We start from the raw sequence: 25637 nt of genomic DNA, 5'->3' as shown, positions 1-25637 counted from the left end.
AACGTATGCCTTTCCGGTAGGTAGCGGGGGCGAGTAGGTAGCGGGGGCGAGGGACCGGAGGACCGCTCACTCCCGGTCGATCGTGCGCGTCCACCAGTGGTGCTCGCAGAACCAGTGACCGACCATCGCGCCGCCGAACACGACGAACCCCACGCCGATCAGCCAGGACTCCACCACCAGCACGATGCCGACGGTGCCGTAGCTGATCGCGTTGTCCAGGATGAGCGGGGTGAAGACCAGGTACGAGAAACCCCGCAGCCCGATGAGGCCGACCATGGTCGCGACGGCCCCCGGCAGCAGGTCCCGCCAGCGGACCTGGCTGCCGAGCAGGAAGTGCTGGCCCCACCAGAAGAACAGCATGCCCGTCGCCGTGGACAGCGCGATCCGCAACGACCCGTGCAGCGCGGTCCGCGTCTGGACCTCCTGGTAGAGGTAGGCGGTCAGCATGACCACCCAGGTCAGCTGGCGCCACACACGGTGCCAGGGGCCGGAGGGCAGCTCCCAGATGCGCTCGTAGCCGTTCTGCACACTCGCCGCGAAGGACACGCCGAACACGGCGAGCGCGATGCCGCCCCAGACACTGGTGGTGCCGATGACCTTGGTCGGCGGACTGATGATGTCGGTCAGCACCTTGGCGGAGCGGCCGGACAGTCCCATGCCGTCGGCCAGCCAGGACGCGAAGCCGCCGCGTCCGAGCGGATCGAAGGCGGCCACCACGATGAGCAGCGGCGCCAGGGTGACCAGCGCGAGGGTGGCGAACCCCATGGCACGGTGCATCAGCTCCAGGTCCCGGCCGCGCCGGACCAGGGCGGAGGCGGCCAGCCGGTCCCACACACGGTGGAACGGCTGCCAGAACCGGTTCACGGGGTGCTCCTCGGGCGGTCCTTCCGATGGCTCGTGGACGCGCAACTGAGTGACCCGGGACGGCCTGGGCAAACGTGCCGCCACCCGGACGCCCGCCGCACAGCCGCGGACGGCCCACGCATGGGTCGGGCGGTGCGGGGAACCGGCCCCGGGAAGGCGAGCCGAGAGGATGACCAGCATGCGCGCACTGACCGTCCGCCCGGGCCGGGACGGCTCACTCGCCGTGGAGGAGGTCCCCGACCCGGAACCGGCCGCCGGTGAACTGCTGGTCCGCGGTCTGGCCCTCGGCGTCTGCGGCACGGACCGGGAGATCGCCTCGGGCGCCTACGGCCAGGCCCCGCCGCACCACGACCGGCTGGTCCTCGGCCACGAGTCGCTCGGCCGGGTGGCCGAAGCACCGCGGGACAGCGGCTTCGGCCCCGGCGACCTGGTGGCGGGCGTGGTGCGACGCCCCGACCCGGAGCCGTGCGGCGCCTGCGCGCACGGCGAGTTCGACATGTGCCGCAACGGCCGCTACCGCGAGCGCGGCATCAAGGAAATCGACGGCTACGGCGCCGAGCTGTGGCGCCTGGAGCCGGACTACGCCGTGCGGATCGACCCGGGCCTGGGGCTCGCCGGCGTGCTCATGGAGCCGACCAGCGTCGTGGCCAAGGCCTGGGAGCAGATCGAGCGGGTCGGTGCCCGGGCCTGGTTCGAACCCCGCACCGTACTGGTGACCGGGGCCGGCCCCATCGGGCTGCTCGCCGCCCTGCTCGGGCGGCAGCGCGGCCTCGACGTGCACGTCCTGGACCGGGTCACGGACGGTCCGAAGCCGGACCTGGTGCGCGCCCTCGGCGCCGCCTACCACAGCGACGCGGCGGACGACGTGCTCGCCGCCGTACGACCCGACGTGGTGGTCGAGGCCACCGGAGCCGGCCGGCTGGTGTTCGACGCGATCCGCGGGACGGCCGCGTACGGCGTCGTCTGCCTCACCGGCGTCTCGCCCACCGGCCGGTCCCTGACCGTGGACGCGGGCACCGTCAACCGTGACATCGTGCTGGAGAACGATGTCGTGGTGGGCTCCGTCAACGCCAACCGGCGCCACTTCCGGCAGGCCGCCGACGCACTGGCCCGGGCCGACCGGGACTGGCTGGACCGGCTCCTCACCCGCCGGGTGCCGTTGGCCCGGGCGACCCGGGCCTTCGAACGGGGCCCCGGCGACATCAAGACGGTGATCACGCTATGACGCCGGTCACCGGGCCCGGTGACCGGCCACCGGCCTCTCGTGCGGCCGGCCCGACGGCACTGGACTCGTGCACGGTCGACGGGGTCGACGTGCACGCCTTCGAGGTTCCCACCGACGGCCCGGACGGCAGGGAGCAGGACGGCACCCTGGAGTGGGACTCCACGACCCTGGTCCTCGTCCGCGTGCACGCCGGCGGCCGCACCGGCCTCGGTTACACCTACGGGGACCTTTCCGTCGCCTCCTTCGCGCAGTCGGTGCTGGCGCCGGTCGTCGAGGGCCGGCCGGTCTCCTCGCCGCCGGCGCTGTGGGAGCGGATGGGGGCGCGCATGCGCAACGCCGGCCGGCCGGGCGTCGGGGCCATGGCCCTGTCCGCCGTCGACGTGGCGCTGTGGGACCTCAAGGCGAGGCTGCTGGGGCTGCCCCTGGTCCACCTCCTGCCGGCCCACCACGACCGCGTCCCGGTCTACGGCAGCGGCGGCTTCACCAACTACCCCCTGGACCGGCTCACCGACCAGCTCTCCGGATGGGTCGAGCAGGGCATCCCCCGGGTGAAGCTGAAGACCTCGCGCGACCCGGAGGCCGACGCGGACCGCCTGACCGCGGTGCGCCGGGCGGTCGGCGACCGACCGGAACTGTTCACCGACGCCAACGGCGCGCTCGGCCGCAAGGAGGCGCTGTACTGGGCGCACCGGTTCCACGACGAGTGGGACGTGCGCTGGTTCGAGGAGCCCGTCACCTCCGCGGACCTGGAGGGGCTGCGCATGCTCCGGGACCGGGGGCCCGCCCGGCTGGAGATCACCGCGGGGGAGTACGCCTTCACCGCCCAGGACTTCGCCAACCTCACCCACGGGCCGGCCGTGGACTGCCTCCAGGCCGACGTCACCCGCTGCGGCGGCATCACGGGCGTGCTGGAGGTCGCAGGCCTGTCGGCCGCCCGGCACCTCGACCTGTCCGCGCACTGCGCCCCGGCCGTGTCCGCCCACGCCTTCTGTGCCGTGCGCCGACTGCGGCACCTGGAGTACTTCCACGACCACGTCCGCGTCGAGCGGCTGCTTTTCGACGGCACCCTGTCGCCCGACGGCGGCGCCCTGCGCCCCGACCCGGGGCGGCCGGGGCTGGGGCTGGACGTCAGGTGGCCGGACGCGGAGCCCTACCGCACGTACGGGACCCGCCCGGCCACGGCCTGATCACGGGGCCGGATGACCGGCCCGGATCACGGGTCCATGCGCTGTTGCTGCTCGCGCATGCGCTCGTTGTGCCAGGCGATGGCGGCCCGTATCTGCGAGTCCTGGAGGCCGGTCCGGCAGCCGAGCTGGTCCATGGACAGCGCCGTCGGGCCCGTGGTCAGGGCCCGGGTGAGTTTCGCCGCCCACAGCTCCTCGTCCACGAAGGGCCGGTGCGCGTAACCTTCCTTGATCACGTCGAAGTGGTCGTCGCAGCACGTCGTGATGAGCCGCAGCCCGTCGAACCACTCCTTGGTGGCGTGCGCCGCGGAGGAGTCCGGCACGTAACCGCTCACGGCCTCGTCCTTGGGAAATATCCTGGCGCACAGGTCGCACAGCTCCATGGGGACCGGCTTCGCGGCCCGGCGGCCTTTCCTGCCCTTGCGCTTCCACATGGCGACTCCCGGGGGTCGGCGTCCGGAATGCCGGAGTTACCCGAAGGGCGGGGTGCAAACGCCCCACCGGTGAAGGTACGGGGCGCGGCCGGAAGGCGCTAGACCAGTCTGACCGGCAGCTCGTACAGGTCGTTCTGCGTGACCACCGGTTTGTTGCGCAGTTCGGACGCGGGTACGGCCAGGTCCAGCCGCGGGAAGCGGGCGTAGAGCGCGGGCAGCGCCACACCGGCCTCCAGCCGGGACAGGGCCGCTCCGGGGCACACGTGCGGGCCGTGGGTCACGCGGCACGCAACAGGCGATCACTATCAGGGAGTTCATGATCGCAGCGAGAAGGGTCTTGTTCGGTCGCCGGGTACCTCCATGCGGTCCGGGACGGCCGGGTCACAGCCGCTCGCCGGCCACGTCGTCCTCGCCCGGCGCCCGTCCGGCGGGCCGTCGGCCGCGGGCCCTGAGCAGCCGGAGCCGGTCCAGGCGGGAGACCGCGGGGGAGGCGGTCACCCCGTGCAGGACGACGGAGGCGAGCACCGTGAACGCCACCACGGCCCACAACTCTCCGGCGGGCACGTGGAAGCCCTCCGTACCGAGCGCGTACGCCAGGTAGAACAGCGAGCCGATGCCGCGGATGCCGAAGAACGCGGTCACGGCACGCTCCCGGGGGCCGGCCGCGACGCCGAACTGCGCGACCCAGCCGGTCACCGGCCGGACGACGAGCAGCACGAGCAGACCGACGGCCGCGCCCCGCCAGGTCAGGTCGGCCAGGGCGCCCTGCGCCACGCACGCGCCCAGCAGGAAGAGGAGACCGGCGGTCAGCAGTCGTTCGACCTGCTCCACGAAATCGTGCAGCACGGCGTGGTAGCCGTGGTCGCGTTCGGCGGCGCGGATGCGGCAGGCGGTGACGAAGACGGCCAGGAAACCGTAGCCGTGGGCGAGTTCGGTGACCCCGTAGGAGAGGAACGTGGCGCCCAGGGCGACGAAGCCCTCCCGGTGCTCGGACAGCCGTACCGCCTGCCGGCCGGCCCGGAAGAAGAGCCAGCCGAGCAGCTTGCCGACGGCCAGGCCGCCCAGGACGCCGATCAGGCACGCGTACAGCAGGTCGACCAGCAGCCAGTGGCCGACCCAGCCACCGGACAGGCCCGTGCCCGCCGCGGCGGTCAGCGCGATCGCCGCCATGACGACCGGGAAGGCGAGGCCGTCGTTGAGGCCGGCCTCGCCGGTGAGCGCGAAGCGCGCCTCGTCCTCGTCGTGCTCGGAGTCGGTGGGCGCGCCCACCCGTACCTCGGAGGCGAGCACCGGGTCGGTGGGCGCGAGCACGGCCGCCAGCAGCAGCGCCGCGGCCGGCGGCCAGTCCAGCAGCCACCAGGCCAGCAGCCCCGTGACCGCGACGGTCAGCGGCATGGTGATGCCGATCAGCCGCCAGGGCGCCTGCCAGCGCCGTAGGCCGACCGGGCGGTTGAGCGCGAGGCCGGCGCCCATCAGGGAGACGATGACGCAGATCTCGGTGAGGTGTTCCACCCACACCCGGTCGCGGACCAGGTCGATCTCCGGGAGCGGGGTGGGCAGCAGTTGCAGGGCGACGCCGAAGGCCAGGAACACCAGCGGCATGGACAGCGGCCGCCCGGCCACCAGGCGCGGCAGCACGGCCGCCGCGAGCGCGCCCGCCCCGAGCACGGCGAAGAGGAAGTCAGCCAAGGTCACCGCTGACGTGTGCCCGCCGGGGCGGAGCGGTACGCCCTCCGGTGCGGTACCGGGGCGGGGCGCCCGCCGGGTGCCGGCTCAGGACAGGCCGCCCCGCTCGACCACCCGGCGGGCGACCTCGCGGAGTTTCACGTTGTGGTCCTGCGAGTACCGGCGCAGTGTGGCGAAGGCCTGGTCCTCGGTGATGCGGTGCCTGCCCATGAGGATGCCCATCGCCTCACCGATGGTGTGCCGGGTGCCGATGGCCTGCTGCAACTGGGCGTGCGTGCGGGCACTGGAGAAGGCGACCGCGGCGTGCGAGGCGAGCAGCCAGCCCGCCGTCTCACTGGCCTCCGTGAACGCCCCGGGCCTGAAGGAGTAGAGATTGAGCGCCCCGAGGTCCTCGTCCTCGGTGAACAGCAGGAACCCCATCATGCTGCCCAGGTTCAGCTTGCGGGCCTCGGGCACGTACTTGGGCCAGCGCCGCGCCTGGTCGGTGAAGTCGGCGATCCGGAACTGCCGCTGTCCCTCGGCGGTCCGCGCGGCGTCGAAGCACGGACCCTCGCCGACGCGTCCCTGCAGTTCGTCGCTGTCGACGACCACCTGGCCGGTCGGGGCGAGGGACTGCACCCGGTTGCCGCGCAGGATGAGGATGCCCGCGGCGTCGCAGCCCTCCACCAGCTCCGTCGCGGAGAAGGTGATCCGTTTCAGCGTGTCGTTCACCGACTCCTGCGCCAGGAGATCGCGCGCCAGCGACGCCATCTGTTCGGCGAACCCGCGCCAGTCGTCCATGCCGCCTCCTCCTCGCTCCGTGCAAGGGTTCCCGCCAAGGGCCGGAAGGCAACACCGGACCGGCGAGCGCCACCGGCCCGGCTCAGCGCCGGATGAGGCCGAGGGCCGTGGCGGCGGCGACCGCGGCGGTGCGGGAGTCGACGTCCAGCTTGGTGTAGACGCGGGCCAGGTGCGACTTGACGGTGCCCTCGGTCAGGTGGAGCCGGGCGGCGATGTGCTGGTTGGACAGGCCCTCGGCGACCAGGGACAGGACCTCGGTCTCACGGCGGGTCAGCGAGGTGCGCGGCTCGCGCAGGCGCGCCATCAGCCGGTCCGCGACCGTGGGCGCGAGCGTGGTGCGGCCCGCGGCGGCGGTGCGCACCGCCGCCGCGAGGTCCTCGGGCGGCGCGTCCTTGAGCAGGTAGCCGGTGGCGCCGGCCTCGATGGCGGGCAGGGTGTCGGCGTCGGTGTCGTACGTCGTGACGATCAGGACGCGCGGCGCGCCCGTCCGCGCGGTGATCGCGGCCGTGGCCTCCGCGCCGCCCATGCCCCCGCCGAACCGCAGGTCCATCAGTACCACGTCGATGTCGCCCCGGCCCGCCCGGGTGACGGCCTCCTCGGCGGTGGCGGCCTCGGCGGCCACGGTGATGCCGTCCTCGGTCTCCAGCACCGCGCGCAGCCCCGCGCGGACGACGGGGTGGTCGTCGGCGAGCAGCAGACGGATCGGCGTCGGGGCGGTCTCGGTCACGGGTGTGCCTCGGGGTCGTCGGGCTCGGGTGCCGGGTCGGGCTCCGGCTCGGACTCGGGGGCGGCTTGGAGCGGGACGCGCGCGGTGAGCGCGGTGCCGCGCCCGTGGGCGGACTCGACGGTGAGCGTGCCGTCCAGGGCGTGCACGCGGGCCCGCATCGCCGGCAGACCGAAGCCGGCGCCGTCCGGGCCGGGCGCGGAGACGGCGCCGGGATCGAAACCCACCCCGTCGTCGGTGACGCCCAGGGTGACGCAGTCGTCGAGGTAGGCCAGGGTCACCTCGGCCTTTCCGGCCCGGGCGTGCCCGACCGTGTTGGCCAGCGCCGACTGCGCGACGCGGAGCAGGGCGACCTCCTGCGCGGTGGGCAGCGGGCGCGGCCGGCCCGCGAGGCGGAATCGGACGTCGAGACGGTGCCGGTCGGTCGTGGTCGCGCACAGGCGCTCCAGCGCGTCGGCGAGCGTGGTGTCGTCCAGGGCGGGCGGGGCGAGCGCGGCGACGAGTCGACGGGCCTCGGCGAGGTTGTCCAGCGCGGCCTGACGGGCCTGGCCCACGTAGGTGGTGGCGGGCGCCGGCCCCTCGGGCAGGGTCCGCTCGGCGGCGCGCAACAGCAACTGGATGCTGGACAGGCCCTGGGCGAGGGTGTCGTGGATCTCCCGGGCCAGGCGTTCGCGTTCCTCCAGCACCCCGGCGGCCCGCTGGGCCTCGGCCAGGTCGGCGCGGGTGACCGTGAGCTCCTCGATGAGCCGCCGCCGCGCTTCGCTCTCGCGGTACAGCGCCTGGTAGCCCCACACCACCGCCACGGCCACGGCGGCCCCGAGCCCCGGGCCGATCACGGTGGCCGCCGAGAACGTGCCCTGGTGGGCGGCGAAGGCCCCGATCGCCGCGGCCGCCGTGGCGACGACCGCGATCAGCCCGGCCCGGCGGGAGAGCAGGTGGAGCTGGACGAAGTACAGCGGGAACGCCAGCCACACCCCCTCGGCGGACAGCGCCAGCAGCGCGAGCCACACCGCGCCGACGGCGCCCAGCCACAGCGCGGCCGCGCGGCGGGAAGAACGGACGGATGCGAGGGCGGGGCCCAGCGCGTACACCACGCCCACCACAGCGGCCACCGCGACGACGGCGGGCGCGTGCGGCCGGTCGTCCGCCACCGCCCGTGCCGCCGGGAGGGCGAGCAGGCCGGCCACGAGCAGGTGCAGGCTCCAGGTCAGGGCCCGGGAGGTGGGAGTCAGCGCGTTCACGATCGTTCCAGCGTACGGACCGCGCCGGGGGCCGGGCATCTGCCGAAAGTTGCAAGTCGCACCGCGTCCTTCGGCTCGGGAAGTGCCCGCCCGGGAGCGATGCCCTCGGGGCCGCCGAACGGCGACGGTGGACTCCTCGCCGGTCACTCCGGCGGTTGTGCCCCCCTCCCACCGCTGTCGAAAGGCCGGGCGAAGACGTGTTTGTCGCCTTGAGAGACCTGACGTTCGCCAAGGGGCGGTTCGCCCTGATGGGCGGCGTCGTCGTACTGATCACCCTGCTGGTCGGACTGCTGTCCGGCCTCACCGCGGGCCTGGCCCGGGAGAACATCTCCGCCGTCACGTCCCTGCCCGCCGGCCGGATCGCCTTCGCCGCCCCGAGCGGCGGCCAGGACCTGTCGTACGCGAACTCCACCGTGACCGAGGAGCAGTGGCGCCGCTGGGCCCAGGCGCCCGGCGTCCGCGGCGCCGAGCCGCTGGGCATCACCACCACCCGGGCCACCGCGGGCGAGCGCACCACCGGCGTGTCCGTCTTCGGCGTCGAGCCCGGATCGGGCCTGGCCCCCGGCGGCGGCCGCGTCGACGACCGTACGGTACTGATGCCGGACTCGGTGGCCGACGAACTCGGCGTGCGCGAGGGCGGCACCGTTGCGCTCGCCGGCCGGAGGATGACCGTCGCCGTCACCGGACACGACGTCTCCTTCAGCCACACGCCCGTGGTGTGGACGAGCCTCGCCACGTGGCAGGCCGTCGCCCCGCCCACCGGCGGCACCGAAGGACCCGCCGCGACGGTGATCGCCCTCGACACCGCCTCCGGTGCCGACCTCGCGGCGACGGACCGCGCGGCGGGCACCGAGACCGTGACCAAGGACGAGTCGCTCTCCGCGATCGGCTCGTACACCTCCGAGAACGGCTCGCTGCAGCTGATGCGCGGCTTCCTCTTCGCCATCTCGGCCTTGGTGATCGGCGCCTTCTTCACCGTGTGGACGATCCAGCGCGGCGGCGACATCGCGGTGCTGAAGGCCCTGGGCGCCACCACCGCCTCGCTGCTGCGCGACGCGCTCGGCCAGGCCGTCGTGCTGCTGGCCGGCGGCACCCTGGTGGGCACCGCCGCCGCGGCGGTGATCGGCGCCGCGGTGGCCGGATCGGCCGTCCCCTTCGTCCTCACGCCCGCCACCGTCCTCGTCCCCGCCGCCGTGATGATCCTGCTCGGCGGCCTCGGGGCGGGACTCGCCGTCCGCCGTATCACCTCCGTCGACCCGCTGACCGCCCTGGGGAGCGCCCGATGAGCCTGCGCCTGACCGACATCACCCTCACCTACCCCGACGGCGACAGCCGGCTGACCGCCCTCGACCGCGTCAGCCTGGAGGTCCCGAGCGGCCACCTGACCGCCGTCATCGGGCCCTCCGGTTCGGGCAAGTCCAGCCTGCTGGCCGTGGCCGCGACCCTCATCACGCCCGACTCCGGCACGGTCACCGTGGACGGCGCCGACACCACCGGGATGAGCCGCGCGGAACTGACCGACCTGCGCCGCCACCGGATCGGCATCGTCTTCCAGCAGCCCAACCTGCTGCCGTCCCTGACCGCGGCCGAGCAGCTCCAGGTGATGGCCCACATCGACGGGCGCCGGGCGGGCGCCGCCCGGGGCCGGGCGCTGGACCTCCTCGACGCGGTCGGCCTGGCGGACCGGGCCGACCGCCGGCCCCACCAGCTTTCCGGCGGCCAGCGCCAGCGCGTCAACATCGCCCGCGCCCTGATGAACGACCCCGGTGTGCTGCTCGTCGACGAACCCACCAGCGCCCTCGACCACGAGCGGGGCGCCGCCGTCATCGACCTGATCACCCGCCTCACCCGGGAGCGCGGCACGGCCACCGTGCTGGTCACCCACGACCGCGCCCGGCTGGCCGCGGCCGACCGGGTCACCGAGGTGCACGACGGCCGCCTCGGCCTGCCCGCAGGCCGCCTCGACCTGCCCGCGGCGGCCGGCTGACGAGGGCTCAGACGTCACCGGGTCCCGGGGCCCGTCCGGCGGCGTCCGGCGGCTGGATCCGCATGCCGGGACGCCGCCGGTGCACGGTCAGGTACGTCACGCCGTCCGGGCCCGCGGCGATGCCCCGCGCCGAGCCGTGGGGCAGCCAGGTCAGGGCGCCCGCCCCCAGCGGGCGCTCGCCGTCGGCGCGGACGAGGTCCGCCGATCCGTCCAGGACGAGCAGCAGGACGTCGAGGTCCGGCTCGGTGTGCGTGCCGACCCGTCCGCCCGCCGGGACGCGGACGACGTTGGCGTCGAGCTGCCGCCCCGGCTCGGTCAGCCTCCACAGGGCGCCGGCCGCCGTGTCGTCGCCGAGCGACAGCAGCTCGGCCGTGTCGCACAGGACCCGGGGGAGGGGAGTGCCGTCCGCCGGGGTGTCCGCCGCGCCTCGGTCCGGGGAGCCGTCGTCGTCCGCTGCCATCCGAAGTCACCCTCCTCGCGCGTCCCGTGACGCGTTCCACAAGATCATGGCCCCCATTAAATACGAATCTAACATGCGCATTTGATAACGTCCGGGCTGTGCGGCTGACGAAGTTCACCGACCTGGCGCTGCGTTCGGTCATGCGCCTGGCGGTCGTGAAAGACGGCGACGACCCGCTGACCACCCGTGAGGTGGCCGAGGTCATGGGCGTGCCGTACACGCACGTGGCCAAGGCCATCACCCGCCTCCAGCACCTCGGCGTAGTGGAGGCGCGCCGCGGCCGCGGCGGCGGTCTGACGCTGACCGGCCCGGGGCGGCGGGCCTCCGTGGGCCGGCTGGTGCGCGAACTCGAAGGGGACGGTGAGGTGGTCGCCTGCGAGGACGACCCGCCCTGCCCGCTGCGCGCGGCCTGCCGGCTGCGCGGGGCGTTGCGGGACGCCCAGGAGGCCTTCTACGCCTCGCTCGACCCGTTGACCGTCGCCGACCTGGTGGCCTCGCCCACCGGCCCGGTGCTGATCGGCCTGACGGACCGCCCGGACCGCCCCTCGGGGTGAGCGTCGGCCCGTCGTCGCGGGCCCGGCCGGTCCGTGTCGGCGCCGGCCTGGCTTCAAAACACGCATATCATCTACCAATTAAGGAGTCGCTGTGCTCTCCGAACAGTCGGTCCCCGTGGTCCGCTCGACCCTCCCGGCGGTGGGAGCGGCCATGGGTGACATCACCACGCTGTTCTACCGGAAGCTGTTCGACGCCCACCCCGAGCTGCTGCGGGACCTGTTCAACCGCGGCAACCAGGCCAGCGGCGAGCAGCAGCGGGCCCTGGCCGGCTCCATCGCCGCGTTCGCCGGGATGCTGCTGGAGCGCCCCGACGCCCGCCCGGACGCGCTGCTCTCCCGGATCGCGCACAAGCACGCCTCCCTCGGCATCACGTCCGAGCAGTACAAGATCGTCCACCGCCATCTGTTCGCCGCGATCGCGGAGGTGCTCGGCGACGCCGTCACCCCGGAGGTCGCCGCGGCCTGGGACGAGGTGTACTGGCTGATGGCCAACGCGCTCGTGGCCGTCGAAACCCGTCTCTACCAGGAAGCGGGTGTCGCCGAGGGCGAGGTCTGGCGCTCCATGGAGATCACCGGGCGGCGCGAGGAGACCCCCGACGCGGTCTCCCTCGTCCTGCGGCCCGCCGACGGCGGTCCCACGCGGCCGTTCCTTCCCGGCCAGTACGTCAGCGTGCGGTCCTCGCTGCCCGACGGCTCCCGGCAGATCCGCCAGTACAGTCTGTCCGCGGCACCGGGCCGGACCGACTGGCGCATCACCGTCAAACGCGTCCAGGGCGACGGACGGCCCGAGGGCGAGGTCTCCTCCTGGCTCCACGCGCACGCCCGTCCGGGCGACGTCCTCACCGTCTCCGCGCCCTTCGGCGACCTGGCGCTCGCGGAGGACGACGGCCCCCTGCTGCTCGCCTCGGCCGGAATCGGCGTCACCCCCGTACTGGCCATGCTGGACCACCTGGCGGCCACCGGCTCCACCCGCCCGGTGACCGTCGTCCACGCCGACCGGAGCCCCGCCGGCCACGCCCACCGGCAGGAACACCTCGACCTCGTACGGGCACTGCCCGACGCCCGCCTCCACCTGTGGTACGAGGAGCCCGGCGACGCGGCGCCGGAGGCGGCGGCCGGCCGTGCCGACGTCACGGACCTCGAACTCCCTCCGGGGCTCACCGCCTACCTGTGCGGACCGGTGCCCTTCATGCGAGCCGTCCGGGGCGACCTGCTGCGCCGCGGGGTGCCGGCCGAGGCCGTCCACTACGAGGTCTTCGGCCCCGACCTCTGGCTCGGGCAGCAGTAGGAGGCCGAGGGGCGCGCCGGGACCTCAGGCCGCCGCCGTGAACGCGGTGGAGATGGCGGTGTCGACCCGTGCGTGCACCACCAGCCGCGGGCCGGAGGCGTCGGCGTTGTCGTCCAGCAGCCGCCGGACGGGCGCGCTGTGGGTGACGACGCTCATCAGCACGCCGAGGCGACCGCACCACTGATGGGCCCGGAGCACGGCACTGACCGCGGCGGGACCGCCGGCCCGGTCGGTGAGGACGATGACGACGGGCGTCGGCTTGTGGGCGTCGACCAGGTTGGTGATGTGCGTGGTCAGCGCGGCCCGCCCGTCGATTCCCGGGTCCTGGTCCAGCGTGATGACCAGGACCCCATGCTCCAGGGTGTGGGACAGCATCGTGGCCTCCGATCCGACGCCTCGTGGCGAAGTTGTGTCCAGTGAAAGTGCCCAGGGCGGGGTCCGCAATGCGCCCGCCCGGCACCGCCCCGTCCGGGTGGCCGGAGCCGAGTACGATCGTCCGGTTCGCCCCGACCGCCACGAGGAGTCCCGACCGGTGCCCGCCCTGCTGCCCCAGCCCCGCACCGGGGCCCGTCTGCCGGCTCCGGAGTGTCTGACGCGAGTGGAGGACGGCGAACGGCTGCACGCCCTGCTCTGGCGCCTGGGACCGGGCTGGCGCACGGTCAGCAGCGCCGTCCTGGGCGGCGGGATCACCGAGAGCGAGTGGGTGCTCAACGCCCAGGTGGCCCACGGCTACCGGCGTACCGACCCCGCGCGGCACCTGGCCGGCCTGGCGCGTGACGCCGGCGCCCGGGGGCCGGGGGTGGGCCTGATGACGGCCGCCGACGTGTCGGCCTGCGCCGGCGCGCGGGACGGCGGCGCGCAGGCCGTCGTGACCGCGGGCATCTCGGTGCGCGGGTGGGCGGCCTCACCCGGGGCGGGCGTCCCCGGGGCCACCACGCCGGGGACGATCAACATCGTCGCCGCGCTCCCGGTCGCGCTGACCGACGCCGCCCTGGTCAACGCGGTGATGACGGCCACCGAGGCCAAGGTGCAGGCGCTGCTGGAAGCGGGCCTCGACTGCTCCGGCACACCCACGGACGCCGTGTGCGTCGCCGCCCGGACCCGGAGGGAGGGCGCCGAGCTCCACTCCTTCGCCGGCCCCCGCTCCGAGTGGGGAGCCAGGCTCGCCCGTGCCGTCCACCGGGCCGTGCTCGGCGCGCTGCCCGACGGCCCCTGACCGGGCCCGCTACAGCGACGTCCGGCGCCGCACCGCGAGCGTCCGCAGGCCCAGTGCCCCGGCGAGCAGCACCCAGGCCACTACGCAGTAGGCCCACGCGGTCGCGCCCCGCGCGACACCGACGGCACTCCACACGGCCCACAGCGCGAGCACCACGCACAGCGTCGTCCAGGCGATGTCGGCGACCCGGGTGCGCAGTTGGGCGCGCTGGCGGGTGCCCGGCTCCAGTTCGCCGAGGCCGTTGTCCGCGGCACTCTTGTGCTCCTCCACGTCGGACTCCTTCGGGGTCGCGGATCGGATCGCTGCAGAGCGAACTCCGAGTACCCCGGGGCCCGTTGCCCAAGCGGCCGCCCGGGCGGAGGGAGGCGCACGCGAACGGGGGCGGCCCGGCCGGGCCGCCCCCGTCGACCGTCCGTGCGGACGCTCAGCGCTGCGAGGTCTTCTGCAGCGCCTTGTCGAGCGCGGCCTTGAAGCCGTAGGCCCACAGCTGGTTGACCCGGCTGCGCTCGGCCGAGTTCGGGTAGGCGTTGGTGCAGGACGGGCCGGGGCCGCCGCCCGACATCAGCTCGCTGCACGGGCCGGAGTAGTGGTCGGGCAGACCGAGCACGTGCCCGGTCTCGTGGGCGGTCACACGGGTCGAGTCGTACACCTGGTTCTGCCGGTAGTCGAGGAAGATGTAACCGTTGCCGTGTCCGTCCGTGGACGCGTACGAGCCGCGCGAGTCGTTGCCCTCGTAGTACGCGAAGTCCGCGCCCGAGCTTCTCTCCGCGAGCCGCACGTTGGCCACCGAGCTGTTCCATATCTGGGTGGAGCGGGCTATCTGGGTGCGGAAGCTGGGCGCGTTGGAGGCGCTGTAGTAGACGGTCACGGCCGCCGTCGAGGACGGGTTGGCGGCGCGCTTCTCCGCGACGGACTTGATGACCGCCTCGAAGAACGCCCGGTTCGCGGCGGCGTCCTCGCCCGAGCCGGCGGCGGGCTGGTAGCCGACCTGGGCGGCCTTGGCCGGCGCCTGGGGAGCGGCGACGGTCGCGGCCGGGGCGCCGAGCACGGCCGCCGTCAGACCGAGGCCGACGGTGGTGGCGAGCAGGGGCATGCTGATGCGCATCGATGACTCCTTGTGTGGGGGAGTGGGGAGAGAAGTCGTCACCGGTGAGTGTGGAGCGCCCACGGACCCGCTGTGATGATGGCAACCGGTGATAGGGCGGGGCTATCACCACCGGCCGCACCACCGCACGGCGTCCCGGAACAGCTTCGACCGGAGTGCAGAACTCGCCCTGGTCCGCCGCGTTTTGTTCACCTGGCGCAACCAACTGTTCCGCTTTACGCTCCCTGCATGGAGCTCGAGGTGAGGCACCTACGCGCACTGTGCGCCATCGCCGACGCCGGTAGCCTGCACCGGGCGGCACGCCAACTGGGCGTCGCCCAGCCTACTTTGAGCACGCAGCTGACCCGGATCGAACAGGCCCTGGGCGGGCCCCTGTTCGTCCGCGAGCGCACCGGCTGCCGCCCCACTCCGCTCGGCCGGTCGGTGCTCGGGCGGGCCCGTCCGCTCCTCGCCGACATGAGCATCCTGGTCCGCGAGGCCCGCGCCGCCGCGGCCGGCGGCGACAGCCGGCTGCGCGTCGGCTCCACCGCCAGCCGCGCGCTGGCCGGCTGGCTGCGCCGGCTCAGACGCCCCGGCCTGGAACCCACCCTCCAGATGGACGTCTCCGCCAACGCCCTGCTGCGCCGGGTCACCGAGGGGCAGCTCGACGTCGCCTTCGTGCACGAGGTCGAGGGCAGCCCGCTGCGCGTCCCCGAGGGCCTGCGGCTTCGGGTCCTCGTGGAGCGTGAACCGCAGTTCGTCATGCTGCCCGCCGATCACCCGGCGGCGGGCCGGCCTGTCGTCCGCCTCGCCGACCTCGCCGACGACCGCTGGATGGTCGACCCCACCGTCGACGGCGAGTGGGACGGAGTGCACCGCATGCTGCGCGCCGTGGGGCTCAACCCGCGTGTCCTGCACGGCGATTACCACACGGCCGCGTCCCTCGTCGCCACCGGCGAGGTCGTCACCGTCTGCCAGCCCAGCTCCCAGTCCCGCCCCGACATGGCGGTACGGCGCCTGCACGGCGACCCCCTCGGCGTACGCCTGCTGCTGGCCGCCCGCACCCGGGCCGAGCTGGAGGCCGTCTACCCGGCGCTGGAGGAGGCGTACTGGGAGGTGGCCCGCCAGTCCGTCGCCTACCGGGAGTGGCTGGACGGCTCCGGCTCCGGCTCCCGCCCCGGCGCCCCGTTCACGCCCGGAGCCCGTACCGCGACGGACCGGGCGGTGTTCGTACCGGCTCGCTGAGCCGTGTCGGCCATTGCGGTGGTTTCCGCCCGAAACCGGTATGGCAAAACGGTCATATGGTTACGGAGAGGTGTATGAGCTCTGTGCGACGTCTCCCGCCTCTTCGTTCGATGGCCGTCATCTGCGCGCTGGGCAGCTCGGTGCTGCTGATGACCGGCTGCACGAACGCCGACACGACACGCTCCAGTGTCGCCGAGGCGGCCCAGACCACCCCTGCCACCGACACCGCCTCCCCCACCGGTACCAGTACCGGCACGACCTCTCCCTCCCCCTCACCTTCCGAGTCCATGACCGACGACCAGGCCGAGCGCAAGGCCCTCGTCCCGATGGCCGAGGTCACCTGGGACAAGGCGGCCGACACGGCCGTCAAGGAGGTCCCCGACAGCAAACTCGTCGACCTCGAACTCAAACGCACCTCCGCCGAGGCCACCGCGTCGACCGGTTCGCCCAGCCCGAGCACGCCCAACCCGGCCCCCAGCCAGGGCGCTCCCGAATGGGAGGCCAAGGTCGCCACCGCCGACGGCACCGTGCACCGGATCGACATCGACGCCGTCTCCGGAAAGGTCTTCCGCACCCAGGCCGAGGACCAGGACGCGGACGACAAGCAGCAGCTCGCGGACCTGCTGAAGAAGGCCACCCAGACGCCTGAGCAGGCGGTGAAGGCGGCCACCGACAAGGCCAAGGGCACCGTGACCCACGTCGAGCTGGACGAGAACGACGACCAGAAGGCCGTCTGGTCCGTCGACGTGGTCTCGACCGACAACTGGAACAAGACGACCCTGGACGTCGACGCGACCAACGGCGAGATCCTGCGCGAGCACGTGGACCGCGACTGAGCGCCGCCCACGTCGCCGCGAAAAGTACCTGACGACGACGGGAGCAGCCGGGTGACTCACCCGGCTGCTCCCGTCGTGCGCGTCCGCGGACCTCAGGCGGCCGGTCCGACGGCCTTCGCCCCCGCGTCCGCCGCGGTGCGCGGCAGGGTGAGCACGGCCAGGAACCCGAGGACCGCCACCGCGGCGAAGAAGTAGAAGCCCCACGGATGACCGACCCCGGACGAGACGAGCGCACCGGTGATCGACGGGCCCACGATCGAGCCGATCCGGCCGATCCCGGACGCCGAACCGAGCGCGGTGCTCCGCACGGAGGCCGGGTAGTAGGCCGTCACGTAGGCGTAGACGAGCACCATGGCCGAGAAGACGAACACGCCGGTGAGGAAGACGACGGCGTTGAGCATCAGGTCGCTCTCCATCTTGACGCTCAGGCAGGCCAGCATGAGCACCGACACCGCGAACCAGACCAGGGTGGTGCCCTTGATGCCCCGCCGGTCGGCGACGAACCCGCCGAGCACCAGCCCGACCACACCGCCGATGTTGAGCACCAGGAGCTGGGTGACGGCCGTGGGCACGGGGTAGCCGGCGTCGTTCATCAGCTTCGGCAGCCAGGTGTTGAGGCCGTAGACCAGCAGCAGCCCCATGAACGACGCGACCCAGATGCCGATGCCCGCCCGCAGGTACGCCGGCTTGAGCAGCTCGGTGAACGGCACCCGCTGCTCCCCGTCCTGCTTGGCCCGGACGAAGGCCTCCGACTCCGGCAGCCTGAACCACTGGACGGCGGCGACCACGAGGCCCACGACGCCGAGCAGGTAGAAGAGGATCTCCCAGTCGTCGGTCACCTGGAGCGCGAGCAGCGAGGTGATCACCGCACCGGTGTGGTAGCCGGTCATGGTCAGCGTGCTGGCCCGCGCCCGGCGGTCGGCCGGCATGTGCTCGGCCATCATCGTGAGCGACACGGGCATGCAGGCGCCGAGACCGAGTCCGGCGATCAGCCGCAGCGCGGCGAACATCCACACGGAGGTCGCGAGCGGTACCACGATGGTGAAGACCGAGAACAGCACCACCGAGCCGATGAGCAGCCGGCGGCGGCCCAGCCGGTCGGCGAGCGGCCCGACGCAGACCGCGCCGATGGCGACGCCCACGAGCGAGAGCGTCGCGATGGTGGTGGCGTCAGCGGCGGTCATGCCGAGGTGGTGGGTCTTGAGCAGGGTGGGGATGATGGCGCCGAGGACGACGAGGTCGTAGCCCTCCAGCAGGACGGTGATCCAGCACAGGATCACCGTCCACGCGCTGCTGCCGGTGCGGCCTGACCGCGCGGGCGCGCCGGACGTGGTGGCGGAAGCCATGATGAGTCTCCCCCCGGGGACGGGTGCGAGTGAGCGGAGCCGGAGCCGGGACGGCCGGGGCGGCCGTCCCGGAAGGAGGGGCCGGACGGATCAGAACGGGTAGTCGGCGATGTCCGGGCGGACCGTGACCCACTGGGTCTCGGTGAACGCCTCGATGTTGGCCGTGGCGCCGCCGAAGCGGGAGCCGGTACCGGAGGCCTTGACCCCGCCGAACGGGGCGCCCGGCTCGTCGCTCACCGTCTGCTCGTTGATGTGGACCTTGCCCGAGTCGATCCGGTCGGCGAGCTTCATCGCCGGCCCGACGTCGCCGAGGATGCCGACCGACAGCCCGTACTCGCAGTCGTTGACGATCCGCGCGGCCTCCTCGAGCGTCGAGAAGGAGATGACCGGGGCGACGGGACCGAAGATCTCCTCGCGCCAGGCCGGCATCTCCGTCGTCAGGCCGGTGAGCACCGTGGCCCGGTAGCCCGCGCCCGCGATCTCGCCGCCGGCGGCGATCTTCGCACCCGCCGCCACGCTGTCGGTGACGATGCCGTGCACCCGCTCCAGCTGGCGGCGGTCGATGATCGGGCCGAGCGCCACGTCCTCGCGGGCCGGGTCGCCGACCGGCAGCGCCTCGGCCTTCGCGGCGAGCGCGGCGGTGTACTCCTCCACCAGCGACTCGTGCACGATGTGCCGGCCGGTCGTCATGCAGATCTGCCCCTGGTGCAGGTACGAGCCGAACGCCCCCGCGGAGGCCGCCTTCGGCACGTCCGCGCCCGGCAGCACCACCAGCGCGTTGTTCCCGCCCAGCTCCAGGTGGGCCCGCTTGAGCAGCCGCCCGGCCTGCTCGCCGATGATCCGCCCGACCGGCGTGGACCCGGTGAAGGAGATCACCCGGACCTCAGGGGCCTCGACGACCGCCCGGCCGACCGCGCCGTCGCCCGGCAGCAGGTGCAGGACACCGGCGGGGAGGCCGGCCTCCTCGAAGATCCGGGCGATCACGACACCGCCGCCGACCGCGGTGCGCGGGTCCGGCTTGAGCAGCACGGCGTTGCCGAGGGCGAGCGCCGGGGCCACCGAGCGCAGGCCCAGGATGAGCGGGAAGTTGAAGGGGGCGATCACGCTCACCACACCGGCCGGGCGGCGGCGGGCGAGCGACCAGCGGGCCTCCTCGGAGGTGAGCACCTCGCCCTGCGGGTGCGTCGGCAGGCCCGCGCACTCGAAGCACTCGCCGATCGCCAGCCCCACCTCGAAGGCGGCCTTGGAGCGCACCGAGCCGGCCTCGCGCACCAGCCAGTCCTCGATCTCGGCGGCGTGCTCGGTGAACAGCTCGCCCGCGCGGCGCAGCACGGCGGCCCGCCGCTGGGGCGAGGTCGCCGCCCACTCCCGCTGGGCCTCGGCGGCCCGCGCGGCGGCACGGCCCGCGTCCTCGGCCGTGGCCAGACCCACCGAACCGAGCCGCTCTCCGGTCGCCGGCTCGGTCACCGGGTGCTCGGCGGGGGAGTCCCGCCAGCCGTCGCTGAAGAACTTCCGGCCCCAGACGTCGCTGTCCAGGAATGTCATCGTTTTCCCCTTCTTCGGGACTGCTTCGGGACTGCTTCGGGACTGCTTCGGGACTGCTTCGGGACTGCTTCGGAACTGTTTCGGGACTTCTTCGGAGCCAGTCGCGGGTCACGCGGGCGTGGTGAGGGCGGTGTCCACCTGGATCAGGCGAGGGTGGTCGGGCCGCTCGGCGAGCGCGGCGCGCAACTCCTCGGCCCCGCCGACGTGCTGGGCGCGCACCCCGTACCCCTCCGCGACGCGGGTGAAGTCCAGCCCCGGGATGTCCAGTCCGGGCGCGTCCGGCACCCCGAGCAGACCGCCGAACCAGCGCAGCGCCCCGTAGGTGCCGTTGCGCAGCAGCACGACCGTCAGCGGCACCCGGTGCTGGGCGGCCGTCCACAGGGCGGTGATGCCGTAGTTGGCCGAGCCGTCCCCGATCACCCCGGCGACCGGCCGGCCGGGCTGGGCCATCGCGACGCCGACGGCGCCGGGCAGGCCGAAGCCGAGCCCGCCGGCCGCCGGGAAGTAGTACGAGCCCTGGCGGCGCAGGTCCATCTGGCGCCACCACGCGGAGTTGGTCGACGTGGACTCGACGACGTACGCGGTGTCACCGGGCAGTTCGTCGCGCAGCGCGGCGAAGACCTGTTCGGGGTGGAGCGCCGCTCCGTCGGCGGTGAGCGGCTCGGGCACCGGCCGGTAGGGGCCCGCGGGCTCGCCGGGCGCGTCGAGGGACTTCAGCAGCAGGTCGATGACGGCGCCGGGGTCGGCGACCAGGGCCTCGCCCATCGGTGCCCGCGCGGCGGCCGACGCGTCCTCGGTCACCTGGATCAGCCGCGTGCCCTCGGGCAGGTAACGGCCGGGCAGGTGCTCGTGGTACCGGAACACGGGCGCGCCCAGCACCAGGACGAGGTCGTGCCCCTCGAAGGCCTCGGAGACGGGCGCGATCCCGGCGGGCAGCACACCGCGGAACAGCGGGTGCCGGTTCGGGAAGGGCAGCCGGAAGAGCGAGGGCGCCGCCCACACCGGGCCGCCCAGCCGCTCCGCCAGCCGGACGGCGTCGTCGAACAGTCCCGCCGAGTCGATGTCCCCGCCGAGCACGAGCGCCGGGCGCCGGGCGGCGGCGACCCGCTCGACCAGCCGGCCGCCCTGCTCGCCACCGGGCGCCGAGGCGCGCTCGACCCGGCGGTCGAGCACCGCCAGGGCGTTGTCGCCGGCCTCGGCCGACCAGTCGTCGTACGGCACGGAGAGGTACGTCGGCCGCCGCTGGAGCCGCGCCTCGAAGACGGCCTGGGCGAGCGCCCGCGGCACGTCCTCGGCACACGCCGGTTCCGCGGCCCACCCGACCAGCGGCTTCATCAGGGTCTGCGCGTCGACGCTGGCCAGGTTGGCCTCCGGCCCGATGGCGGGCCGCACCTGCTGGCCGGCCAGTACCACCAGCGGCGTGCGGGAGGCCACGGCGTTCGTCAGCGCCCCCATCGCGTTGCCCGAACCGGAGGCGGCGTGCAGGTTGACCAGGACCGGACGCCCGGACGCCTGGGCGTAGCCGTCCGCCATGCCGACGACCGCGCCCTCGTGCAGGCCGAGGACGTAGCGGAACGTGTCGGGCAGGCCGGCGAGGAAGGGCAGCTCGTTGGAGCCCGGGTTGCCGAAGACGGTGGTGAGGCCCTGGCGTTCCAGGAAATCGTGGGAGACACGACGCACGGATGGCACGGACGCTCCTTTCGCAGTGATGTCCGACACGCTAAGGACCCCGCGACATGGGCACCAATAGATGTTTCGGCAACCCGATATAGAGTCCCTCTATATGGGCACCTTCGATCTCAATCTGGCCCGCGTCTTCGTGTTGCTCTACGAGACCGGCAGCGTCACCGCCACCGCGGAGACGCTCCACGTCACCCAGCCCACCGTCAGCTACAGCCTGGGCAAGCTCCGGCGGCACTTCGACGACGAACTCTTCCGCCGCAATGGGCGCGGGCTGACGCCCACGGCCGGCGCCCGGCGGCTGTACGAGCCGCTCCAGCGCGCCCTCGCGGAGATCGACGGGACGGTCCGGCAGGGCGACGCCTTCGACCCGGCCGCCATGTCGGGCCGCTTCACGATCGCCCTCTCCGACCTCGGGGAGGCGACCCTGCTGCCGAGGCTGCTGGCCGCCGCGCGCGAGCGGGCGCCGGGGGTGTCGTTCACGGTCCGCCCGTTCGACGTGGAGGACGCCGAGGGCCAGCTGCGCCGCGGCGACCTCGACGTGTTCGTGGCCACCCCGGTGATCACCTCGCACCTGACCGTGCGCGTCCCGCTCTTCCGGGAGCGCTACGTCCTCATGGTCGCGGCCGACCACCCCCGGATCCGGGGCGACGAGGTCACGCTGGCGGACCTCGCGGCCGAGCAGCACGCGACGGTCTTCGGGCCGAGCGGACACGTCGCGCCCCGGGCGGTGCTGGCGGCCCACGGACTCCTGGAACGGGTGGCCGTGGACGCCACCCGCTTCTCGATGCTGCCGTACCTGCTGGAGCAGACCGACCTGATCGCGATCGTCCCCGAGTACGTCGGGGAGGTCTTCACCGCCTCCCACCGGGTGCGCCTGGTGCGGCTGCCCTTCGAGACCGAGCCGATCGAGATCGCCCTGTACGCACGGCACGAATCCTCGCGCAGTCCGGCGCAGCGGTGGCTGGTGCAGTTCATGTCCCAGGTGCTGGGCGAGCAGGTGAGCCCGGCCCAGCTCCCGCCGACCGCGGCGGTGACGTAGCGGTCACCGCCCGGACGTCACCCCTTGCGGCCCACCCCGCCGAACATGGCGACCTCGGCGGGGAGTTCGCCGTCACCGGACTCCGGGCGCCAGCGGTTGCAGGAGACCACGCCGGGCTCCAGCAGCTGCAGCCCGTCGAAGAACCGGGCCACGGCGTCCGGGGTGCGCTGCGTCAGCTTCGGCGTGCCGTTCTCGTTCCAGAAGGCCACGGCCGCGTCGACGTCGGGCATGTCCGGCCGGGTGACGGTGTGCGACAGCACCAGATGACTGCCCCTGGGCAGCGCCTCGACCAGACGCCGCACGATCCCGTACGCCTCCTCGTCCTCCTCGACGAAGATGACCACGCCCAGCAGCACCAGCGCCACGGGCTCGCTCAGGTCCAGCGTGCGCGAGGCGTGCTCGAGGATCGTGCCGACGTTGCGCAGGTCCTCGTCGAGGTAGTCGGTGCGGCCCTCGGGCGTGCTGGTGAGCAGCGCCTCGGCGTGGGCCAGGACGATCGGGTCGTTGTCGACGTAGACGATGCGGGACTCGGGCGCGACGCGCTGCGCGACCTCGTGGGTGTTGTCCGCCGAGGGCAGCCCCGTACCGATGTCGAGGAACTGCCGGATGCCGCACTCACCGGCCAGATGACCCACCGCGCGCCCCAGGAAGAGGCGGTCGGCGAGGGCGTAGTCCCCGATCCCGGGGTGCAGTCGGCGTATCTGGTCGCCCGCCTGCTGGTCGACCGGGTAGTTGTCCTTCCCGCCCAGCCAGTAGTTCCATATGCGGGCCGTGTGCGGCTGGTCCGTCCTGATCCGGCTGCGCGCCTCGTTCACGGCGTTCACGTCGTTCACGGCGGGCGACTCGGGCATGGGAAGTCCTCCGGTGCGGCTGGGTGATCACTCAAGAGACAACGTAGCCCGCCGAGTTGACGCCCGCCGGAGTACGTACGTGTTTGCCGCGGCGGCGAGCGGCAAAGCGGAGTCCATGAGCGATCCCAGCAAGGACACGAGCCAGAAGCGCACCACCACGCGGACCGCCGAGGTCAAGGCATCCGGCGTCGCGGACAAGGCCGGTGACGCGGCGTCAGCGGCCAGGGCGGGAACCCGGCGTTCGGCCGAGGCCGCCAACGGGGCCGTGCAGACGGCGGCCAAGGGCGTCGCGGCCGGCCGGCAGGCGGTCGTCACCACCTCGGGCCGGATGGCGACCGGGGCGAGGACGGCATGGACGGTCATCGCCCACCGCAAGCTGGTCGCCGCGGGCGTGGGCGCCGGCGTCACCGCGCTCAGCGCCGCCTCGTACGCGGTGGGCCGCCGCGCGGGACGCCACAGCCACGGGCCCCTCACCCGGCTCACCGGCGGCCGGATCTGACGCCTGCCGGACAGCTCCGTCGTCGGCGGTCGCACCGGTCCGGGCGAGCACCGGTGCCGCCGCCCGGCCCCCTCCTCCGTGTCCCGGCCGACGGCTGTCGCGCCCCCGTCTCGGTCATGCGTTCACCGTAACCATGGCCCTCCCCCGGGTGCCGCTCCCCGGACAGGGGAAGATGGGTCCGCGAGCGATTGCCCGACGAGCGGAGGAGTGGGCGCATGCAGCACGACCGAGCCGGCAAGCCGGCCGGCCCCGAGGACCTGATCGACGTCGCCAGGCTGGTGACGGCGTACTACGCCGTGCACCCGGACCCGGCGGAGCCCGGCCAGCGCGTGGCCTTCGGCACCTCCGGCCACCGGGGATCGTCTCTGGCGGCCGCGTTCAACGAGGACCACATCGCGGCCACCAGCCAGGCCATCTGCGAGTACCGCGCCGCACAGGGCACCGACGGCCCGCTCTTCCTGGGCGCCGACACCCACGCCCTGTCCGAACCGGCCAGGATCACCGCGCTGGAGGTGTTCGCGGCCAACGACGTGACCGTCCTGATCGACACCGCGGACGGCTACACCCCCACCCCCGCCGTCTCCCACGCCATCCTCACCCACAACCGGGGCCGCACCTCGGGCCTCGCCGACGGCGTGGTCGTCACCCCCTCGCACAACCCGCCCTCCGACGGCGGCTTCAAGTACAACCCGCCGAACGGCGGCCCGGCCGGCTCCGACGCCACCTCCTGGATCCAGGACCGCGCCAACGAGATCATCACCGCCGGACTCAAGGACGTACGACGCGTCCCGTACGCCCGGGCCCTCGCCGCGCCCGGCACCGGCCGCCACGACTTCCTCGGCGCCTACGTCGGTGACCTGCCGAGCGTCCTCGACCTCGACGCGATCCGGTCGGCGGGCGTGCGGATCGGTGCCGACCCGCTGGGCGGAGCCTCCGTCGCGTACTGGGGCCGCATCGCCGAGCAGCACCGCCTCGACCTGACGGTGGTCAACCCGCTCACCGACCCCACCTGGCGGTTCATGACGCTGGACTGGGACGGCAAGATCCGCATGGACTGCTCGTCGCCGCACGCGATGGCCTCGCTCATCGAACAGCGCCACCGCTTCACCATCGCCACCGGCAACGACGCGGACGCCGACCGGCACGGCATCGTCACCCCGGACGCCGGGCTGATGAACCCGAACCACTACCTCGCCACGGCCATCGCCTACCTCTACGCCCACCGCACCGAGTGGCCCGCCGACGCCGGCGTGGGCAAGACGCTGGTCTCCTCCGGCATGATCGACCGGGTCGCCGCCGACCTCGGACGCCCGCTCGTGGAGGTGCCCGTCGGCTTCAAGTGGTTCGTGGACGGACTGGTCGACGGCACGCTCGGCTTCGGCGGCGAGGAGTCCGCCGGCGCCTCCTTCCTGCGCCGGGACGGCTCGGTCTGGACGACGGACAAGGACGGCATCATCCTGGCCCTCCTCGCCTCCGAGATCACCGCCGTCACCGGGAAGACGCCGTCCGAGCACTACGCGGCCCTCACGGCCCGTTTCGGCGAACCCGCCTACGCCCGCATCGACGCCCCCGCCACCCGCGAGGAGAAGGCCCGCCTGGCCAAGCTGTCCCCGGCCCAGGTCACCGCCGACACCCTCGCCGGGGAGCCGGTCACGGCGGTGCTCACCGAGGCACCGGGCAACGGGGCCGCCATCGGCGGCATCAAGGTGACCACCGAGAACGCCTGGTTCGCGGCCCGGCCCTCCGGCACCGAGGACGTCTACAAGATCTACGGGGAGTCGTTCCGCGGGGCGGACCACCTCCGGCAGGTGCAGGACGAGGCCAAGGTCGTCGTCCTCGGCGCGCTGGGCGACTGACGCCGTGGCC

Annotated in this window: 26 protein-coding genes and 1 pseudogene; 12 read left to right on the top strand and 15 right to left on the bottom strand. The window is 73.6% G+C overall.

The features are described 5' to 3' along the window. Positions 1 to 66 precede the first annotated feature (66 nt). On the bottom strand, positions 67 to 864 hold the full coding sequence (locus M6G08_RS27925) for a YhjD/YihY/BrkB family envelope integrity protein (protein WP_272589884.1): 798 nt from the start codon (positions 862 to 864) through the stop codon (positions 67 to 69). Between the two features lie 178 nt (positions 865 to 1042). Between M6G08_RS27925 and M6G08_RS27920 the strand changes: the two genes are divergently transcribed. After that, positions 1043 to 2089 (top strand): glucose 1-dehydrogenase, encoded by a 1047-nt coding sequence (locus tag M6G08_RS27920; protein ID WP_272589883.1) that lies wholly within the window; start codon positions 1043 to 1045, stop codon positions 2087 to 2089. Further along, on the top strand, positions 2086 to 3276 hold the full coding sequence (locus M6G08_RS27915) for an enolase C-terminal domain-like protein (protein WP_272589882.1): 1191 nt from the start codon (positions 2086 to 2088) through the stop codon (positions 3274 to 3276). Before M6G08_RS27920 ends, M6G08_RS27915 begins: the two co-directional genes overlap by 4 nt. A 26-nt stretch (positions 3277 to 3302) precedes the next feature. Here the strand turns inward: M6G08_RS27915 and M6G08_RS27910 are convergent, their stop codons facing one another. The 6 genes and pseudogenes from M6G08_RS27910 to M6G08_RS27885 all read right to left on the bottom strand — a co-directional run bounded on the left by M6G08_RS27910 (position 3303) and on the right by M6G08_RS27885 (position 8177). After that, positions 3303 to 3707 carry a hypothetical protein gene (locus M6G08_RS27910; RefSeq protein ID WP_272589881.1) on the bottom strand — a complete coding sequence of 135 codons (405 nt, stop codon included), beginning with the start codon at positions 3705 to 3707 and terminating at the stop codon, positions 3303 to 3305. Positions 3708 to 3805: 98 nt separating this feature from the next. Then, a pseudogene (locus tag M6G08_RS27905) lies at positions 3806 to 3982 on the bottom strand (cytochrome P450); the annotation flags it as partial. A 106-nt stretch (positions 3983 to 4088) separates the two neighbouring features. After that, positions 4089 to 5402, bottom strand: a complete 1314-nt coding sequence (locus tag M6G08_RS27900; RefSeq protein WP_272589880.1) for a cation:proton antiporter — start codon at positions 5400 to 5402, stop codon at positions 4089 to 4091. A 78-nt stretch (positions 5403 to 5480) separates the two neighbouring features. Continuing rightward, complete coding sequence (locus M6G08_RS27895; RefSeq protein WP_272589879.1) at positions 5481 to 6173, bottom strand: GAF and ANTAR domain-containing protein; 693 nt, start codon at positions 6171 to 6173, stop codon at positions 5481 to 5483. An 82-nt stretch (positions 6174 to 6255) separates the two neighbouring features. Continuing rightward, positions 6256 to 6900, bottom strand: a complete 645-nt coding sequence (locus M6G08_RS27890; protein ID WP_272589878.1) for a response regulator — start codon at positions 6898 to 6900, stop codon at positions 6256 to 6258. After that, complete coding sequence (locus tag M6G08_RS27885; RefSeq protein WP_272589877.1) at positions 6897 to 8177, bottom strand: sensor histidine kinase; 1281 nt, start codon at positions 8175 to 8177, stop codon at positions 6897 to 6899. Before M6G08_RS27885 ends, M6G08_RS27890 begins: the two co-directional genes overlap by 4 nt. A gap of 158 nt (positions 8178 to 8335) precedes the next feature. On the opposite strand from M6G08_RS27885, the gene M6G08_RS27880 reads away from it, so the two are divergent. Both M6G08_RS27880 and M6G08_RS27875 read left to right on the top strand, forming a co-directional pair. Continuing rightward, positions 8336 to 9424 (top strand): ABC transporter permease, encoded by a 1089-nt coding sequence (locus M6G08_RS27880; protein WP_272589876.1) that lies wholly within the window; start codon positions 8336 to 8338, stop codon positions 9422 to 9424. Next, complete coding sequence (locus M6G08_RS27875) at positions 9421 to 10125, top strand: ABC transporter ATP-binding protein (RefSeq protein WP_272589875.1); 705 nt, start codon at positions 9421 to 9423, stop codon at positions 10123 to 10125. Before M6G08_RS27880 ends, M6G08_RS27875 begins: the two co-directional genes overlap by 4 nt. Positions 10126 to 10132: 7 nt before the next feature. Here the strand turns inward: M6G08_RS27875 and M6G08_RS27870 are convergent, their stop codons facing one another. Further along, complete coding sequence (locus M6G08_RS27870) at positions 10133 to 10585, bottom strand: hypothetical protein (RefSeq protein WP_272589874.1); 453 nt, start codon at positions 10583 to 10585, stop codon at positions 10133 to 10135. 98 nt (positions 10586 to 10683) lie between these two features. Between M6G08_RS27870 and nsrR the strand changes: the two genes are divergently transcribed. Both nsrR and M6G08_RS27860 read left to right on the top strand, forming a co-directional pair. Continuing rightward, positions 10684 to 11139, top strand: coding sequence for a nitric oxide-sensing transcriptional repressor NsrR (gene nsrR, locus M6G08_RS27865; RefSeq protein ID WP_272589873.1), 456 nt, complete (start codon positions 10684 to 10686; stop codon positions 11137 to 11139). 91 nt (positions 11140 to 11230) lie between these two features. Continuing rightward, positions 11231 to 12427 (top strand): globin domain-containing protein, encoded by a 1197-nt coding sequence (locus M6G08_RS27860; protein WP_272589872.1) that lies wholly within the window; start codon positions 11231 to 11233, stop codon positions 12425 to 12427. A gap of 24 nt (positions 12428 to 12451) precedes the next feature. Here M6G08_RS27860 and M6G08_RS27855 read toward each other — a convergent pair whose 3' ends face one another. Continuing rightward, a complete protein-coding gene (locus M6G08_RS27855) occupies positions 12452 to 12802 on the bottom strand; it encodes a hypothetical protein (RefSeq protein ID WP_073730205.1) in 351 nt (116 codons plus the stop codon). A gap of 157 nt (positions 12803 to 12959) precedes the next feature. Here M6G08_RS27855 and M6G08_RS27850 point away from each other — a divergent pair, with 157 nt between their 5' ends. Continuing rightward, a complete protein-coding gene (locus M6G08_RS27850; protein ID WP_383141126.1) occupies positions 12960 to 13643 on the top strand; it encodes an adenosylcobinamide amidohydrolase in 684 nt (227 codons plus the stop codon). A 9-nt stretch (positions 13644 to 13652) separates the two neighbouring features. Here M6G08_RS27850 and M6G08_RS27845 read toward each other — a convergent pair whose 3' ends face one another. Further along, positions 13653 to 13913: a hypothetical protein gene (locus M6G08_RS27845; RefSeq protein WP_272589871.1), complete on the bottom strand. Its 261-nt coding sequence runs from the start codon at positions 13911 to 13913 to the stop codon at positions 13653 to 13655. 154 nt (positions 13914 to 14067) lie between these two features. Beyond that, positions 14068 to 14748 (bottom strand): snapalysin, encoded by a 681-nt coding sequence (snpA, locus tag M6G08_RS27840; RefSeq protein ID WP_272589870.1) that lies wholly within the window; start codon positions 14746 to 14748, stop codon positions 14068 to 14070. A 228-nt stretch (positions 14749 to 14976) separates the two neighbouring features. On the opposite strand from snpA, the gene M6G08_RS27835 reads away from it, so the two are divergent. Next, positions 14977 to 15972 carry a LysR family transcriptional regulator gene (locus tag M6G08_RS27835; RefSeq protein WP_272589869.1) on the top strand — a complete coding sequence of 332 codons (996 nt, stop codon included), beginning with the start codon at positions 14977 to 14979 and terminating at the stop codon, positions 15970 to 15972. A 74-nt stretch (positions 15973 to 16046) separates the two neighbouring features. After that, entirely contained in the window at positions 16047 to 16808 is a 762-nt protein-coding gene (locus M6G08_RS27830; protein ID WP_272589868.1) for a PepSY domain-containing protein, read from the top strand. 92 nt (positions 16809 to 16900) lie between these two features. On the opposite strand, the gene M6G08_RS27825 is transcribed toward M6G08_RS27830, so the two are convergent. The 3 genes from M6G08_RS27825 to mdlC all read right to left on the bottom strand — a co-directional run bounded on the left by M6G08_RS27825 (position 16901) and on the right by mdlC (position 21388). Next, positions 16901 to 18154, bottom strand: a complete 1254-nt coding sequence (locus tag M6G08_RS27825) for an MFS transporter (protein WP_272589867.1) — start codon at positions 18152 to 18154, stop codon at positions 16901 to 16903. A gap of 90 nt (positions 18155 to 18244) precedes the next feature. Then, a complete protein-coding gene (locus M6G08_RS27820) occupies positions 18245 to 19699 on the bottom strand; it encodes a benzaldehyde dehydrogenase (RefSeq protein ID WP_272589866.1) in 1455 nt (484 codons plus the stop codon). 108 nt (positions 19700 to 19807) lie between these two features. Further along, the gene (mdlC, locus tag M6G08_RS27815) at positions 19808 to 21388 is read right to left on the bottom strand and encodes a benzoylformate decarboxylase (protein WP_272589865.1); all 1581 of its coding nucleotides are present in this window, start codon (positions 21386 to 21388) and stop codon (positions 19808 to 19810) included. 94 nt (positions 21389 to 21482) lie between these two features. On the opposite strand from mdlC, the gene M6G08_RS27810 reads away from it, so the two are divergent. Beyond that, a complete protein-coding gene (locus M6G08_RS27810) occupies positions 21483 to 22421 on the top strand; it encodes a LysR family transcriptional regulator (protein WP_272589864.1) in 939 nt (312 codons plus the stop codon). A 17-nt stretch (positions 22422 to 22438) separates the two neighbouring features. On the opposite strand, the gene M6G08_RS27805 is transcribed toward M6G08_RS27810, so the two are convergent. Further along, on the bottom strand, positions 22439 to 23272 hold the full coding sequence (locus M6G08_RS27805) for an SAM-dependent methyltransferase (RefSeq protein WP_272589863.1): 834 nt from the start codon (positions 23270 to 23272) through the stop codon (positions 22439 to 22441). A 115-nt stretch (positions 23273 to 23387) separates the two neighbouring features. Between M6G08_RS27805 and M6G08_RS27800 the strand changes: the two genes are divergently transcribed. Continuing rightward, positions 23388 to 23771, top strand: coding sequence for a hypothetical protein (locus M6G08_RS27800; RefSeq protein ID WP_272589862.1), 384 nt, complete (start codon positions 23388 to 23390; stop codon positions 23769 to 23771). A gap of 215 nt (positions 23772 to 23986) precedes the next feature. Continuing rightward, on the top strand, positions 23987 to 25627 hold the full coding sequence (gene pgm / locus M6G08_RS27795) for a phosphoglucomutase (alpha-D-glucose-1,6-bisphosphate-dependent) (protein ID WP_272589861.1): 1641 nt from the start codon (positions 23987 to 23989) through the stop codon (positions 25625 to 25627). Positions 25628 to 25637: the final 10 nt, after the last annotated feature.

The sequence above is a fragment of the Streptomyces sp. M92 genome (assembly GCF_028473745.1).
In the GTDB taxonomy this organism is placed as follows: domain Bacteria; phylum Actinomycetota; class Actinomycetes; order Streptomycetales; family Streptomycetaceae; genus Streptomyces.
Note: the sequence above shows the minus strand (reverse complement) of the source record. Positions and strands in the feature narration are given on the sequence as shown.